This is a genomic window from Paenibacillus sp. J31TS4, from assembly GCF_018403265.1.
Classification (GTDB): domain Bacteria; phylum Bacillota; class Bacilli; order Paenibacillales; family NBRC-103111; genus J31TS4.
In genome coordinates this window covers 780,661-796,347 of the sequence record NZ_BOSI01000002.1, presented here as the reverse complement: position 1 = coordinate 796,347, position 15,687 = coordinate 780,661, and the positions used below count along the sequence as shown (strand labels likewise).

Genomic DNA, 15,687 nt, shown 5'->3' with positions numbered 1-15,687 from the left:
CACAGCGCGGCGGCTAGTCGTTCAAGTGATTCTTCCCGCGGTTGCGCAGGAAGGTCGGAATGTCGAGCTGGTCGTTGCTCATCTGTCCGCCGAACGGACGGATATTCGGGGTCTTCGGCGCCTCCTGCTGGGCAGGCTCCGAAACCTGCTGCTGCTGCTGCTGGCCCATCGGCTTGCGCGCAGGCGCCGGCGTGTGCGGCTTTGTCTCGAAGCCGGTAGCGATGACGGTAACCTTGATCTCTTCCTTGAGGTTCTCGTCAATGATCGCACCGAAGATGACGTTCACTTCGGGATCGGAAGCCGCTATGACAATCTCCGCCGCTTCATTGACTTCGTACAGACTCAGGTTCGAGCCGCCGGTGATGTTCATGATAACGCCGCGGGCGCCTTCGATCGACGTCTCGAGAAGCGGGCTCATAATGGCCTTCTTGGCCGCCTCGGCTGCCCGGTTCTCGCCCGTTCCCATTCCGATGCCCATCAACGCGGAGCCGCGCTCGGTCATGATCGTCTTCACGTCGGCAAAGTCCAGGTTGATCAGCCCCGGAACCATAATCAGGTCCGAAATGCCCTGTACCCCTTGACGGAGCACGTTGTCTGCTTCGCGGAACGCTTCGATCATCGGCGTCTTCTTGTCGACGATCTCGAGCAGGCGATCGTTCGGGATCACAATGAGGGTGTCGACCTTCTCCTTAAGCGCGTTGATCCCTAGCTCGGCCTGTGCCTGACGCTTGCGGCCCTCAAAGGTGAACGGACGGGTCACGACGCCGACGGTCAGCGCGCCGCACTCCTTGGCGATCTCGGCGATGACGGGAGCGGCACCCGTACCGGTTCCGCCGCCCATACCCGCCGTGACGAACACCAGGTCGGCTCCTTTCAGCGCCTGGGTCAGCGCATCGCGGGATTCCTCGGCCGCCTTCTTGCCCACATCCGGGTTCGCACCGGCGCCAAGCCCTCTCGTCAGTTTCTCGCCGATCTTCAGCTTCGCTTCCGATTTGGCCAGGTTCAGCGCCTGCGCATCGGTATTGACGGTTATAAATTCGACACCCTGGATGCCGTTCTCTATCATTCGGTTCACGGCGTTGCTTCCGCCGCCGCCAACGCCGATGACTTTAATCGTAGCCATTTGATCCAAATCCAAGTCAAATTCAAACATAGCGATTATTATCCTCCTCACGCGTACTCTATGAACCTCTTGCCGTTACTTTCCCTTGTGCAGCATCCCGGAGGATGTACCCCTAAATTAATTCACTTAACCAGTTTTTGAACTTCTCGAACCACCCTGGCTCGTCTGTCGGGGCTTTTTTAACAGCTTGTTTCTTTACGGTTGCCACGTTGCTTCGGTTCCGAAGGGATCTCGTGAGGAACATAATAATCCCGACACCACTCGTGAAAGCCGGATCGCGAACACCGATGAAATCAGGAGCCGCAATACGCACGGACGTGGCGAGCTCCGATTGGGCGATGGGGAGGATGCCCGGCATGGACATCGTCCCTCCCGTCAACACATACCCGCCAACCGGTTCTTCATAGCCCATTCTATATACTTCAGTGCGGATCAATTGGAAGATTTCACGTACGCGGGGCTCTATGATGCTGGCCAGATCCACCTGCGAGAATTCTTTCTCGGTATTGCTCCCGATGCGGGGAACCTTGAACACTTGATCGTCCGCGGAGTCCGCCAGCGAGGCGCAGCCGAACTTCAGCTTGACCTTCTCAGCGTTCTCCAGCTGCGTATGAAGCCCTATCGAGATATCGTTGGTCACGAATTCGCCGCCAATCGGCAGCGTGGAGGTCGCTTCCAGCGTCCCATTCTCGAATATGGAGATCGTCGTCGCGCCCGCTCCTATGTCGGCGAATACCGTCCCGATCGTTCTCTCATCCTTGGACAACGTCAGATAACCTGACCCAAGAGACATCAAGACGAGGTCTGCCACATGCAGGCCGGCCTTCTCCACGACACGGCGCAAATTATGTATAGCGGTTTTGGAGCCCGTAATAATCGTCGCTTCGACTTCCAGCCGAACGCCGATCATTCCCCGCGGGTCCTGGATGCCTTCCAGACCGTCCACGAGATACTGCTTCGGCACGACGCCGATAATCTCCCGCTCCGGCGGAAGGGCGATCACTCTGGCCGCCTGCAGCACCCGTTCGATATCTTCTTCTCCAATTTCTCTGTCTTCGTTGGAGACGGCGACAACGCCATGGCTCGTCTGCAAGCCGATATGATTGCCGGAAATGCCGACATAGACATCCGAGATCTGGATGCCGACCATCCGTTCGGCATGGTCGACGGCATTGCGGATCGACTGCACCGTCTGATCGATATCGACGATCGCTCCTTTGCGGATTCCTTCTGATTCCGCGGAGCCGACGCCGATGATATTGATAGCTCCGTTCGATAATTCCCCTATAATAACCCGAACTTTGGAAGTACCGATGTCTAAACTGACAATTACGTCACCGCTGCTCAATCCGAGGCACCTCCCGTAGCTTGTCCGTTATGCAGGTCGTAACGGTCAGACCTTTGTACTTATTCAACATCGTTCTTATATACCCTCTTTTTTCGGCGATTTTTTATATAGTAAATCATTCCTAGAAGTCTCGAATACCATGGCTTCAATTTTAACACTATTAAATACCAAAGAGTAGCCCGTTTTTGATCTTTTTTTCCTCTCAAACCGGGCCGCTGCGCCGCCTGCCGGCTCAAGGACCAAGACGGCTCAGGGAGTGCCCGCCCGGTCCTGCCAAATCATCGTAAGCACGCCGGAATGCACGTTCTTCTCCTGCATTTCCTTAATCAAAACGCCCATATATGGCATCTTCTCGGGAAGCAGGCTCACGAGCGTATAGACGACGAATTGAGACTTGGTATACAGCTTGATCTTGTCCTCGAAGCCGCTCGACGGTTCGGGACGGATCTCCGAGACGTCGCTCAATAGAGCCGGCGGTATGTTCGCGAGGACGGCACACAACCGGGCCTTGAGCGGATCGTCCGCCCGCCAGCCGCTCAGAATGGGCTTGTCCGCCGGCAGACTGCTGCGGTTCAGCGGGAGAGCCGTTCCGTCGGCAAGCAGCACTTCCTTCTGGCCCGACTCGCTGATCTGGTAAGCGACGCTGGCGAATTCCTTGACCGTGATGGTCACCTGACCGGGGAACACTTTGTCGATCGTCACGGTATCGATCGCATCCAGTGAACGTATCGCCTCGGCCGCGGCGTCTTCCTTCATGGTAAAAAAGCTGTCACCGACGCGGATGCCGGAGGCTTGTCCAATTTGCTCGGTGCTGACCAGGCTATTGCCCTTAATGTCGATCTTCGAAATCTTGCTGATGGACGTCTGGAAGAATAGAATCACTAGAACCGTCACAAAAAAGACGACCAGCATGAAAAGCAGTTTCCGGTTCCCCCGCTTTTTCGGACGATCGGGTTTGATGACCGGCACTCTGTTCTCGGATTGCAAAACCGCATCATCCCAATCACAGGTAGTCATAATGCCCGCCCCTCCCCGGCCGGAGCCGGAAAGGAGCAAGGCTAGTGCTAACTCTCAAGAAAGCAGCGTCTTCCTCGTATAGGAGGCGGATTCCCGCGAGATCCTCGCCCCAAGGCTGCTGAGCATGGCCTCTATTCTATCATATCCTCTATCGATATGATGAACCTGCTCGACAACCGTCGTGCCGCGCGCAGCCAGGCCCGCGATGACCAGAGCCGCTCCCGCTCTCAGATCGGTCGCCTCCACCGTCGCCCCGTATAGGCGGGGAACGCCGCGCACGAGCGCGCTGCTGAGATCGACGCGAATGTCGGCTCCCATGCGGGACAATTCGTCGACATGCTTGAATCTACCTTCGAATATCGTTTCTTTGATGACGCTCACCCCGTCCGCCAGCGAGAGGAACACCATGATCTGCGACTGGAGATCGGTCGGAAAACCGGGATGAGGCGCCGTTACCACCCGGTCGAGCGACTTGGGCCGGGAGTGGCAGGATACGTGTATTATATCACCATCGACAGCTATTTGAACACCGGCCCGCTTGAGCACGTGCGTGACCGAGGTGAGATGGGCCGGATTGACCTTCTCCAGCGTCACGCTGCCGCGCGTGGCGGCCGCCGCTACCATGAAGGTGCCGGTCACAATCCGGTCGGGAATGACCCGGTATTCGCAAGGCTGAAGTTCGGAGACACCCTCGATAGTGATCGTATCGGTGCCGGCTCCGATAATCCTGGCGCCCATGGCAATCAGGAAGTTCTGCAAGTCCACGATTTCGGGCTCGCGGGCGGCGTTGTAGATCGTTGTCGTCCCCTCCGCTTTAACCGCGGCCATCATGATATTCTCGGTAGCCCCAACGCTCGGAAAGTCCAGCACCACGTCGGCGCCCGTCAGACGGTTCGCCCAGCAGACGATCGTGCTGCCGGTTTCCTCCACAACGGCGCCGAGCGCCTGCAGTCCCTGGAGATGAAGATTGATCTTGCGCTCGCCTATGGCGCAGCCCCCCGGCTGGTACAGCTGAACCTTACCGAACCGGGCGAGCAGCGGTCCCATCAGGAACACCGAAGACCTCATCTGACGCATCAGGTCCTCGGGTATATGCGAGGATGAAACGGACGTCGTATCTACGGTGACGGTATCGCCGGACAGGTCCGCCTTACAGCCGAGCTCGCGCAGAATGTCCAGCATGACGTGAATGTCAAGAAGATCCGGCACGTTGCCGATCGTATGCCGGCCTTCCGCAAGCAAAGCGGCGGCCATGATTGGCAAGGCGGCGTTTTTGGCCCCGTGGATCCTAATGGTTCCCGAGAGGGGCTTCCCGCCTTCGATCACGAGCTTTTCCAATGTCCCACCTCCGAATTACCGCTCGCCCACCACCAATACCTCGGGGATCAGCTCGATCCCGTTTTGTTCGCGTATGGTGGCTTTCACCCGTTCCATCAGGGCGAGCACGTCTTCGGCCGTCGCATTCTCCTGGTTAATGATGAAGTTGGCATGGAGGGTGGATACCTCCGCTCCTCCGACCCGCAAGCCCTTTAGCCCTGCCTCCTCAATCAGCTTGGCGGCGTGGGTGCCCGGAGGATTCCGGAACACGCTGCCCGCGCAGGCGAGCGAGAGCGGCTGCGTCCGCAAGCGGCGCTCTTTGTAAGAGGCGTTAGCGGCGGCGATCTCCTTGCGGTCGCCGAATTCGAGCTCGAAGACGGCTTCCGTTACAATGCCCGGCAGCGTGTGCAGCACCGAATGCCGGTATGCATACTGAAGTTCCTCCCTTGTCATCGTCACCAGCTCGCCATTGCCCAGAAGCACTTCAGCCTGTTTGAGTATGCGTGACACATCGGACCCGTGAGCTCCGGCGTTCATGTAAACGGCTCCTCCTACGCTTCCCGGGATCCCGCTGGCAAATTCGAGACCGGTGAGCCCTTCACGGCTGGCCATGATCGACAACTTGATGAAAGAGAACGCTCCGCCCGCGATGACCAGCTGATCTTCGAAACGGACGTACTCGAACGCCTCACCGAGCCGGATGACGACTCCGCGGATGCCTTTGTCGGCTACAAGCAGGTTCGAGCCCCTCCCGAGGATGAACCAAGGGATCTGGTGGCGGTTCAGAATGCGGATCGTCTCCGCCAGCTGTTCTTTCGTCTCCGGCTTCACCATCGCGTCGGCCGGACCGCCGATCTTCCAATACGTGTAAGGGGCCATCGGTTCATTAAGAGTAATGTTCTCGACGCCGGCCTCCTGCAATTCGGTTAGGACCTGTTGCAGCATAGGATAACCCTCCTTCACAAACGAACGGGGCAAAATAGCGGGGCTGCCGCCAATCGGCCGTATTCGCCGCAGCGCGCCGCGTTCAGGTTCCGGGTGTTTGTCACGGTTATAGAGTATCTTATTCGGCGGCGCCGATAGTGTGACAGCAGCCCAAACCCGCTATCTTCCCGTCCATTCTCTCTCTATATAATGGCTTGCAAAAAAGGCGGCTAGTTACAACGTTCGTAACGGAATCAGCGCTTGTGGCGCAGCCTCAGCAATTCGTCCACGAGCCGCTGGGCGGAATCGGGCGTGCCGAGCCGTCTCGATGCGCTTGCCATCTCTTCCCGGCGGAACGAATTGGTCATAATCGCCTCGATCTCCTCAAACAGACGTTCTCCTGTCAGCTCGGACTCCAGCAGGACGCGTGCCGCATCCTCCTTCTCAAGCAGGCGGGCATTCTTCTCCTGATGATTATTCGTCACATTGGGAGACGGAATAAAGATCGCCGGAATGCCGAGGGCGGTCAGCTCCGCCATTGTCGAAGCGCCGGAGCGGTTCACGACGAGCGAGGAAGCCGCGAGCACCTCGGGCATGTTGTCGACATACGGCATCACCATAAGCTGCCCGTCATCCGGAAGGGCGAGCTCGCGGATCCGCCGCGACGTCTCCTCGTAATACCGCTGCCCGGTTACATACAAGAACGAGGTGTCCGACAGACGACCGACGAGCGGTGCCATGCCGATCATCGCTTCGTTGATCGCCCGGGCGCCTCCGCTCCCGCCAACCACGACAACGAGCTGGCGACCGCTTGGCAGGCCGAGCGAGCGCCACCCGTCTTCGGGATTAGCCTGCGACACGGTAGTCGCGCGCGGGTTGCCCGTGAACACTGCCCGCTTGGCGGCCGGAAACTGCTGCTCGGAGCCGGAGAAGCTGACAGCGATCGTGTCAACGTACCGGCTCAGGAACTTGTTCGTCAGCCCGGGGATGACGTTCTGCTCGTGAACCAATGTGGGGACGCCCATTTTGGCTGCGGCGTAGAGCACCGGTCCGCACACATAGCCTCCCGTTCCAATCGCAAAATCGGGGCGGAAGGCGGTCATGAGAGCCTTGGAACGGCGGATGCCCCCAAAAAAACGCATAACCGTCTTTACGTTATCGAACGTAAGACGGCGCTTGAAGCCGGAAATCGGGATGGCCTCGAACGGAATATCCAGCCCGGAGCGGCTGACAATGCCGCTCTCGAGGCCCGAGCTGGTGCCTATGTATAGAAATTGGGCTTCCGGGTATTCCTTACGGAGCTGCTCAGCGATAGCCAATGCCGGATAGACATGGCCGCCGGTACCGCCTCCGCTTAAAACAACGCGCATGAAAGTCACCTCGAATAGCGGGATATGTTAAGCAAAATGCCTATGGATGTCAGCATCAAGGTAAGAGAGGAGCCTCCATAGCTGATCAGCGGAAGCGTGATGCCCGTGACCGGCATCATGCCTATGACGACGCCTATATTGATGATAACCTGTACCGCGACCATGCCGGAGATGCCGATCGCCAGCAGGCTGCCGAAGGAATCGGGCGCCGTGATGGCGGTCCGAACGCCTCGCCAGACCAGGAGGCCGAACAGCAGAATGACGGCGGTGCCGCCCAGGAAGCCGAGCTCTTCGCCGATAATCGAAAAGATGAAGTCGGTTTGGGGCTCTGGGAGGTAGCTGTACTTCTGCCTGCTCATATTGAAGCCGAGCCCCACGAGGCGGCCGGGTCCGATGGCATACAGCGACTGGATCGACTGGTAGCCCGCGCCGAGCGGATCCTGCCACGGATCAAGGAAGGCCGTGATTCTCTTTAACCGGTAAGGCGCCGTCAGAATCAGGCCGACGAGCCCGGCCACGCCGACAAGAGCCAGCATGGACAAGTGCAGCATCCGGGCGCCCGAGGTGAAGATGATCAGCATGGAGGCTCCCACCAGGACGGCGCCTGTCCCGAGGTCGGGCTGCAGCATGATAAGACCGAATGCAAGGCCCATAATGCCGAGTGGCGGCAGCAGGCCTTGGGTAAACCGTTTGATCGGATAATGATCCTCGGACAGAAGCTTCGCCAAAAAAAGCAGAATGCCGATTTTGGCGAACTCGGACGGCTGGATGCCGAACGAGCTGATACCGAGCCAGCTGCGGGCTCCGCCCCGAATGACGCCAATGCCGGGGATGAGAACGATGACCAGAAGCCCGAAGCAGACGAGCAGTCCTATCTTTGCATATTTTTTCCAAACCCAGTAATCGACATTCATGGTCGTCCACATCGCGGCCACGCCAAGCACGGCGAACAGCAGCTGACGCTTCACATAATAAAATTCATCGCCAAAGTCGTGGAACGACAGGATGGCGCTTGCGCTGTACACCATTATGACGCCTATGGCAAGCAGCAGCAAGGTCGATGCGAGTAAAATGACGTCCGGACCGGACCGCGCTTTCCCCATGCCTTAACACCTCTCCCAGATGGTGTGGGACAGCCAAGGCTTGGTTATCCCCCCTGTTACAGGGTATGCACGGACTTTTTAAACATGCTACCGCGTTCCTCGAAGGAGGGGAACATGTCCCAACTGGCGCAGGCGGGCGACAGCAGCACGATGTCTCCGCTCCCGGCCATGCCGGCGGCGGCGCGTACAGCCTCGTCAAGCGTCTCGGCGGCCGATTTGCCGGCCCCGTCGATGGCGACGGCCTTCTCGATACCGGCCTGCTTGGCGGCGGCCAGCAGCTTGTCCCTCGTCTCGCCAAGCGTGACGATCGCATGGACATGCTCCTGAAGCCGGGGAACCATGTCGGTGTACTCCATCCCCCGGTCCAGCCCGCCCGCGATAAGCACGACCTTACGATCGAACGCCTCGAGAGCTTTCACCGTCGCGGCCGGGTTCGTCGCCTTGGAGTTGTTGTAATAGTGGACTCCATTCTTCTCCTCCACATACTCAAGACGATGCTCGACGCCGCGGAACGACTTGAGCGCAGCGGCTACCGGTTCTATCGGAGCTCCCGCCGCCAGCGCAATCGCCGCGGCCGCGAGCGCATTCTCGATGTTAAACTCCGCCGGCAGGCCGAGCTCGGTCGCCCGGAGAATAAAATGCAGCTCGCCTTGCTCGTCGCGGTAGACGATATCGCGCTCCAACCGGCCGGTCTCCGCATGGCGGCGCAAAAAGACGCCGTGCTCCAGCTGTTCCTTGCGGCTGAACGGAAGCAGCTTGGCGCGGAGGCTCGAGGCCCGGCGCCGGCATTCTCCGTCGTCCCAGTTCAGGACCGCGATGTCGTCTTCCGTCTGATTGGCGAACAGCTTCAGCTTGGATTCCACGTAATCCTTCATGGTGCCGTGGTAATCCAAATGGGTTTCGTACACGTTGAGAAGAGCTCCGATACGCGGGCGGAACAGATCGGTCCCCTTCAGCTGGAAGCTGCTGAGCTCCACGACGAGCCAGTTGTCCTCTCCGGCCTCCTGAGCGGCTTCGCACAAAGGCGTGCCGATATTGCCGGCGACGATCGGCTTCATGCCCGCAGCCTCCAGCATGAGACCGACCCACGTGGTGGTCGTCGTCTTGCCGTTGGAGCCGGTAATCCCGACCATCGGCGCTTTGGCGACTCGATAGGCCGGTTCAACCTCGGTGACGACCTCGATCCCAAGCTCCAGGGCGCGGCGTACCGGCGGCGCCTCGTAGGGGATGCCGGGATTTTTGACGACAAGCGCCACATCCCCGTCGAGCAGGCTGTCCGGGTGACCTCCGCAAACAACAGAAATACCCAGAGCCTCCAACTCGTCGGCCTCCGGGCATGCGGTTCTTTCCTTGGCATCGTTCACCGTCACGACGGCTCCCAGCGAATGGAAAAGCTTGGCGGCTGCGGCGCCGCTGCGGGCCATGCCGAGGACGACGACCCGCCGTCCTTTATATGCGTCTGGCTGCTTCATTGTTAGAACACCTCATTTATATAGAGTCCGACTGCGGCTAACACGAGTCCGGCGACCCAGAACGTCGTCACCACGCGCCATTCCGACCAGCCGACCAGCTCAAAGTGGTGATGGATCGGGCTCATCTTGAACACGCGCTTGCCCCGGGTTTTGAAGGAGATGACTTGAATAATAACGGATAAGATCTCGACGACGAACACGCCCCCGATTAGAAGCAGGAGAATCTCCGAGTGCGTCAGAATGGATGCCGCCACGAGGCCGCCTCCGATGCCGAGCGATCCGGTGTCGCCCATGAAGACCTTCGCCGGATGGGCGTTGTAGACGAGGAAGCCCAGCACTGCACCGACCATCGCCGCGGTGAAGACTGCCGTCTCCGGCTCGTGCATCTGCATCGCAATGATCGCGAAGGCGCCGAAGGCGATCGCACTTGTGCCCGACAAGAGGCCGTCGAGGCCGTCGGTGAAGTTGACGGCATTGCTCATGCCGAGCATGAACAGGATGACGAACAGATAATAGAACCAGCCGAGCGGCAGCGCCGTATCGAAGAACGGAATACGGATCTCCGTCGGGTGGCCGATGCTGTACAGCAGATAGCACACAACCAGCGATACGATCAGCTGGCCGGCCAGCTTTTGCTTGGCCGTCAGGCCGAGCGAACGCTTGAAGACGATCTTGATGTAATCGTCCAGGAAGCCGACGAGCCCGTACCCGAGCGAGGCGACGAGCAGGATGACAAGCTCCGGCGTCTTATCGGAGAAGCGGAGGGCTGCCAGCGCCAGCGCGAGCAGGATGATGGTCCCCCCCATCGTCGGGGTCCCGGCTTTTTTCATGTGGGCCTGGGGCCCTTCCTTACGGATTTGCTGCCCGAATTTGAGCGCGCGCAATACCGGGATCAGCAGCGGCCCGGCCAGCAACGCCAGCACGAACGCCGCTCCCAGGGGAAAGAGCATTTCTTTGAAATCAATCACAACGAACCCTCCTGAACAGTTTGCGGTACTCGGAGGCCGGAGGGACAGAGGACAGACGCCCCTTCCCGGCCTCCCGCCTAGAGGAGCGCCTGCACGGCATCCTCAAGCGCCATCCCCCGCGAGCCCTTGAACAGGACGGCATCTCCGTCCCGCACCTCGGCACGCAGAGCGGCGATCAGATCCGCCTTGTCGGCGAACCAGGCGACTCTGCCGGCGCCTAAGCGCGGAGCCGCCTCCTCGGCGATGAACTTGGCCAGCGGCCCGTATGTAAACAGCAGCGTGAAGCTGCCCGGATCAAGGAGACGACCGATTTCGCGGTGATACTCCTCTTCCTCCGGCCCCAGCTCCAGCATATCGGCCAGCACAGCCAGCTTGCGGGACGCACCGGGCAGCGTCCTGAACAGCTCGAGCGAAGCTTTGGTCGACAACGGGCTGGCGTTGTAGGCGTCGTTCAGCAGCAGAGCGCCCGACGAAGCCGAGATGCGTTCGATCCGCATACCGGTCATTTCCGCAAAGCGCAAGCCGACGACGACGTCTTCGTCCGTCACTCCCATATATTTGCCGACCGCAATGGCCGCCAGTGCGTTGACGACGTTATGCTCGCCGAGCACCGGAATGAAGCAGGGCGGGAAGTCGGGAAGACTGACGGTGAAATGCATCCCGTCCTCCTCGGTCAGCATGCCGGTCGGATACAGGTCGTTCGCATTCGATCGCCCGAACCGGTACCGGAGCATCTCCTCCGGATGCGGCATCTCCGGAAGCAGCCGCTCGACCAGCGGTTCGTCCCCATGATATACGAAAAACCCGCCCGACCTCAACCCGGAGAGAATTTCCAGCTTGGCCCGACCAATCTCCTCGCGCGAGCCGAGCTGCAGCAAATGGGCTTCGCCGATGTTTGTGATAATGGCCGCATCCGGCTCTGCAATCGACGTCAGCAGCTCGATCTCGCCGCGCCCGCTCATCCCCATCTCCACGACTGCCATCTGCGTGTCTTCGTCCAGCGACAGCAGCGTATAGGGGACTCCCTGGTGGTTGTTCAGGTTTCCCTGGGTCTTGTAAGTCTTATAGGTGGTCGACAGGATGGAGAAGACAAAATCCTTGGTCGTCGTCTTCCCGTTGCTGCCCGTAATGCCGACGACCCGGACCCCGATTTGCCGGCGGTACTCCCGGGCCAACCGCTGGAAGGCGGCCATCGTATCGTCCACCAGAACGACCGGCACGCCTGCAGGCGGTTCGCCCTGGTCCTTTTGCCAAAGGCTTCCCGCAGCGCCTTTCGCCGCCGCCTCGGCTACGTACTGGTGGCCATTGCGGGCCGCAATAAGCGGAAGGAACAGCTTGCCCGGCAGCCCCTCCTCCCGGTTGTCGAAGGAGACGCCGTGAATTTCGATTGCCGCGTCCTCCCGTTTTGCAAGCTCGCCGCCCGTCATGGCCGCTATGGCTTCTAGCGTTCTCTTAATCATCGTTTCGTCCCCTTAGCGCGTCCCGGGCTTCTTCCCGGTCGTCGAAATGATGCGTCGTCCCCTGAATGATCTGGTAGGTCTCATGCCCTTTGCCGGCAATCAGGATGACATCTCCTTTGCGGGCTCGGCCGACTGCCTGCCGGATCGCTTCCCTGCGGTCCGCGAGCATGGCGTAGCGGTCGGGCCCGTAGCCCGCCTCTTTCACACCCGGCTCGATATCCCGGAGGATCGCCTCCGGATCTTCCGAGCGCGGGTTGTCGGAGGTCACGTAGACATAATGGCTGTTCTGCGCCGCAATGCGGCCCATGATCGGCCGCTTCGTCCGGTCGCGGTCTCCGCCGCAGCCAAAGACGGTCATGATCTCGCCCTCCGCGAACTCGCGGATGGTGGACAATGCATTCTCCAGACCGTCGGGCGTATGCGCATAATCGACCAGAACCAGGAAATCCTGACCTGCGTCCACCGCTTCCATCCGGCCGGGAACGACGTTCATGTTTTCCAGGCTTTGCTTGATGGCGGCCAGGTCGATCCCCTCGAGCAGTGCCGCCGTAATGGCGCCCAGCGCATTATAGACGTTGAACTTCCCGATCAGCTTGAGCTTGATCTCCGTGTCGCCGCGGAACGTCGTGAGGCGGAAGGTTGTGCCGGAAGGCATAATCCGAATATCGGACGCGCGGACGTCTGCCTCCTGCTCGATTCCGTACGTCAGCACCTGGGCCGCCGTCAGCTCCGCAAAATAAGCGGAAGCCGGATCGTCGGCGTTCAGCACCGCATAGCTCAGCTCCCGCTCGTCGTCCGCATATTCGTTGCCCAGCCGGGAAAAAAAGAGCCCCTTGGCCGCGCGGTAGTCGTCCATCGTCTTGTGGTAGTCGAGATGGTCCTGTGTCAAATTCGTAAAGAGAGCGGTCCGGAAGCGGACGCCCTTAACCCGTCCCATGTGAAGAGCGTGGCTCGAAACCTCCATCACGCAGTAGTCGGCCTGCGCCTCCTTCATGCGTCTTAAGTTTCTTTGAATCTCCAGCGCTTCCAGCGTGGTGTTGGCGGTCGGGAGCGTCTCGTCGCCGATCTTCAGCTGAATCGTGCCCATCAGACCGGTCCGGTGGCCGGCGTCCGCGAGCAGCTTCTCGATAATATAGGTCGTCGTCGTTTTGCCGTTCGTACCGGTAACCCCGATGACGCCCAGCTCGCGGCTCGGATAGCCGAACCACTTGGGGCCGATGATCGCCATGGCGAGCCGCGAGCTCTTGACGACGAGCTGCGGAACCGTCACGTCGAGCGGACGCTCCACGACGAGAGCTGCGGCACCGCTTCGGACCGCGTCTTCCGCGAACCGGTGCCCATCGTGAACAGACCCGGGCAGACAGATGAACAAGTCCCCGGGCTCGATCCGTTTCGAATTGGTGGTAATGCCTGTTAGTTCAACCTCTCCGTCGCCAATCAGTCTGGATGCGGCCAGGAGCGGTGTCAGTTCCTTCAGTTTCATTCTCTTTGTCCCCCTGTCGGCTGTGCCTGTCGTCTCTCATTCTGTCATAAAGGAAGCGCCGCGGCGATGAACGCCGCGGGCGGAACCTGCATTAGTTTCATTATATAGCGGCAGTGCCGCCAATTGTCCCCGCCGGCCGATTATTTGGCCGCCGGCGGCGGATCCGACAGATAGACGCGGACCGTTGAGCCCTGGTCCACCCTCGTCCCCGCCTTAGGTGCCTGGCTGACGACCGTCTGTCCGTTGCCCGACTTGGCCAGCACGAGATCGGAGCGGATATCCTCATAAATATCCGAGACCGTCATGCCAATCATGTCCGGCACCTCCACGACGGGCTTCTCGCCCAGCTTGTATTTCTTCGGAAGCTGCTCGGCGCTCGGCTCTACATTCATATAACGGAGCGTATCCGCCATAATATTTTTGACAATGGGAGCGGCTACCAAACCCCCGAACTGGATCCCCTGCGGATTGTCGACCGCTATGTAAATAACGACTCTCGGCTTGTCGGCGGGCGCAATCCCGACGAACGAGACGATGTGCTCGTTCGAGGAATACCGGCCGTTCACGACTTTCTGCGCCGTTCCAGTCTTGCCGCCTACCCGGTAACCGTCCAGGAAGGCGTTGCCCCCGGTGCCGTTGGCCACGACGCTCTCAAGCGCTTCGCGCACCTGCCGCGACGTATCCTCCGAGATGACGTTCCTGACGAACTGCGGCTGGACCGTGTCGATCAGCTGCTCCGTCTCCGGCTGGTACCAAGCCTTCGCCAGATGAGGCTGATAGAGTTTACCCCCGTTGACCGCCGCCGAAACGGCCGCCACCTGCTGGATCGGCGTAACCGACACGCCCTGGCCGAACGAGGTCGTCGCCAGCTCGACGGGGCCGACCTGGGATTTCTTGAACAGGATTCCATTCTCCTCGCCGCCCAGGTCAATGCCCGTCTTGCGGCCGAAGCCGAATTTGTTGATATAGTCGAAGAGCAGGTCCTTCCCGAGCTTCTGGCCCATCGCTACAAACCCCGGATTGCACGAATTCTCTACGACCTGCATGAAGGTTTCGCTGCCGTGCCCCTGCCGTTTCCAGCATCGCAGGCGAGCCCCCGCCACCTCGACAAAGCCGGGATCGTAGAAGTGGTCGGTCTTCAGATTGATCTTCTTCTCCTCGAGGGCGGCCGCCAGCGTCATGATCTTGAATGTCGAGCCCGGCTCGTAGGTCATCCAGATCGGAAGATTGCGGTCGTACGCTTCTTTCGGAAAATCCCGAAAATGGGACGGCTCATACGTCGGGCGGCTCGCCATCGCGAGCACCTCGCCGTTGTTGGGATCCATCATAATGCCGATGATATGATCCGGGTTGTGCTGCAGCACCGCCTGGTCCATCTCCCGCTCGAGCACCGACTGCAGGTAGCTGTCGATCGTCAGCTGGAGATTCAGGCCGTCCTTGGGCTTCACGTATTCGTCCGACGAATCGGGCATCTTCTGGTTGCGTGCGTCCGCCAAGTACGAGATGCTGCCGGCCTGTCCGGTCAGCAGCTTGTTGAAGGAAGCCTCTACCCCCGTCAGGCCCTGGTTGTCGATGCCCGTGAAGCCAAGCACATGCGCCGCGAGCGAGCCGAATGGATAGTAGCGCTTGTTGTCTTCCGCAACGAAGATGCCCGGGAGCTGGAGATTGCGCACTTCCTGCGCTTTCTCTTCGGTAATCTTCCTCCCGGCCGGCTGGAGCCGAACGTAAACTTCCCGCTTCTTGATCTGAGCGAGAATGCCCTCCTCCGATGCCTGCAGCACCGAGGCGAGACTGGCCGCCGTCGCCTGCGCGTCCTTGATTTGGGCGGGAATCGCCCAAACGGTAGGCGAGCTGACGTTATAGGTCAACCGGACGCCGTTCCTGTCCAATATTTCGCCGCGCTTGGCGGCGAAGGGAAGGTCCCTGCGCCACGATTCCTCCGCCCGGCTGGCGAGCTCCGGACCGAGCCACAGCTGCACATACGCCAATCGTACCACTAACGCTAGAAAAATCAACAGACCGGCAAGCAGGAGAACCCACAGCCTCCTGCGGATCGTTAAGCCAGAAACCCGCATGGACGAAATAACCCCCTTTGTCCGTCG

At 59.8% G+C, this 15,687-nt stretch carries 12 protein-coding genes; all 12 read right to left on the bottom strand.

Going from position 1 to position 15,687, the window contains the following annotated elements; genetic code table 11:
- Positions 1–13: 13 nt before the first annotated feature.
- Entirely contained in the window at positions 14–1,153 is a 1,140-nt protein-coding gene (gene ftsZ / locus KJS47_RS14350; protein WP_213525706.1) for a cell division protein FtsZ, read from the bottom strand.
- 82 nt (positions 1,154–1,235) lie between these two features.
- Positions 1,236–2,471 (bottom strand): cell division protein FtsA, encoded by a 1,236-nt coding sequence (gene ftsA, locus KJS47_RS14345; protein WP_213525705.1) that lies wholly within the window; start codon positions 2,469–2,471, stop codon positions 1,236–1,238.
- A 249-nt stretch (positions 2,472–2,720) separates the two neighbouring features.
- Positions 2,721–3,488, bottom strand: coding sequence for a cell division protein FtsQ/DivIB (locus KJS47_RS14340; protein ID WP_213525704.1), 768 nt, complete (start codon positions 3,486–3,488; stop codon positions 2,721–2,723).
- Positions 3,489–3,542: 54 nt separating this feature from the next.
- The gene (gene murA, locus KJS47_RS14335; protein WP_213525703.1) at positions 3,543–4,826 is read right to left on the bottom strand and encodes a UDP-N-acetylglucosamine 1-carboxyvinyltransferase; all 1,284 of its coding nucleotides are present in this window, start codon (positions 4,824–4,826) and stop codon (positions 3,543–3,545) included.
- A gap of 15 nt (positions 4,827–4,841) precedes the next feature.
- Positions 4,842–5,747: a UDP-N-acetylmuramate dehydrogenase gene (gene murB / locus KJS47_RS14330; protein ID WP_213525887.1), complete on the bottom strand. Its 906-nt coding sequence runs from the start codon at positions 5,745–5,747 to the stop codon at positions 4,842–4,844.
- A gap of 236 nt (positions 5,748–5,983) precedes the next feature.
- Positions 5,984–7,099 carry an undecaprenyldiphospho-muramoylpentapeptide beta-N-acetylglucosaminyltransferase gene (gene murG / locus KJS47_RS14325; RefSeq protein ID WP_213525702.1) on the bottom strand — a complete coding sequence of 372 codons (1,116 nt, stop codon included), beginning with the start codon at positions 7,097–7,099 and terminating at the stop codon, positions 5,984–5,986.
- 5 nt (positions 7,100–7,104) lie between these two features.
- On the bottom strand, positions 7,105–8,202 hold the full coding sequence (spoVE, locus tag KJS47_RS14320) for a stage V sporulation protein E (RefSeq protein ID WP_213525701.1): 1,098 nt from the start codon (positions 8,200–8,202) through the stop codon (positions 7,105–7,107).
- A gap of 56 nt (positions 8,203–8,258) precedes the next feature.
- Positions 8,259–9,674: a UDP-N-acetylmuramoyl-L-alanine--D-glutamate ligase gene (murD, locus tag KJS47_RS14315; RefSeq protein WP_213525700.1), complete on the bottom strand. Its 1,416-nt coding sequence runs from the start codon at positions 9,672–9,674 to the stop codon at positions 8,259–8,261.
- 2 nt (positions 9,675–9,676) lie between these two features.
- Positions 9,677–10,639, bottom strand: coding sequence for a phospho-N-acetylmuramoyl-pentapeptide-transferase (gene mraY, locus KJS47_RS14310; protein WP_213525886.1), 963 nt, complete (start codon positions 10,637–10,639; stop codon positions 9,677–9,679).
- Between the two features lie 80 nt (positions 10,640–10,719).
- On the bottom strand, positions 10,720–12,102 hold the full coding sequence (locus KJS47_RS14305) for a UDP-N-acetylmuramoyl-tripeptide--D-alanyl-D-alanine ligase (protein ID WP_213525699.1): 1,383 nt from the start codon (positions 12,100–12,102) through the stop codon (positions 10,720–10,722).
- A complete protein-coding gene (locus KJS47_RS14300) occupies positions 12,095–13,585 on the bottom strand; it encodes a UDP-N-acetylmuramoyl-L-alanyl-D-glutamate--2,6-diaminopimelate ligase (RefSeq protein ID WP_213525698.1) in 1,491 nt (496 codons plus the stop codon). The genes KJS47_RS14305 and KJS47_RS14300 overlap by 8 nt, the downstream gene beginning before the upstream one ends.
- 140 nt (positions 13,586–13,725) lie before the next feature.
- Positions 13,726–15,660 (bottom strand): stage V sporulation protein D, encoded by a 1,935-nt coding sequence (locus tag KJS47_RS14295; RefSeq protein WP_213525697.1) that lies wholly within the window; start codon positions 15,658–15,660, stop codon positions 13,726–13,728.
- Positions 15,661–15,687 lie beyond the last annotated feature (27 nt).

Coding starts and splice junctions, on each gene's coding strand:
- spoVE (WP_213525701.1), bottom strand. CDS start 8,202: ATGGGGAAAGCGCGGTCCGGTCCGGACGTCATTTTACTCGCATCGACC.
- murG (WP_213525702.1), bottom strand. CDS start 7,099: ATGCGCGTTGTTTTAAGCGGAGGCGGTACCGGCGGCCATGTCTATCCG.
- ftsZ (WP_213525706.1), bottom strand. CDS start 1,153: ATGTTTGAATTTGACTTGGATTTGGATCAAATGGCTACGATTAAAGTC.
- KJS47_RS14295 (WP_213525697.1), bottom strand. CDS start 15,660: ATGCGGGTTTCTGGCTTAACGATCCGCAGGAGGCTGTGGGTTCTCCTG.
- murD (WP_213525700.1), bottom strand. CDS start 9,674: ATGAAGCAGCCAGACGCATATAAAGGACGGCGGGTCGTCGTCCTCGGC.
- KJS47_RS14340 (WP_213525704.1), bottom strand. CDS start 3,488: ATGACTACCTGTGATTGGGATGATGCGGTTTTGCAATCCGAGAACAGA.
- KJS47_RS14300 (WP_213525698.1), bottom strand. CDS start 13,585: ATGAAACTGAAGGAACTGACACCGCTCCTGGCCGCATCCAGACTGATT.
- KJS47_RS14305 (WP_213525699.1), bottom strand. CDS start 12,102: ATGATTAAGAGAACGCTAGAAGCCATAGCGGCCATGACGGGCGGCGAG.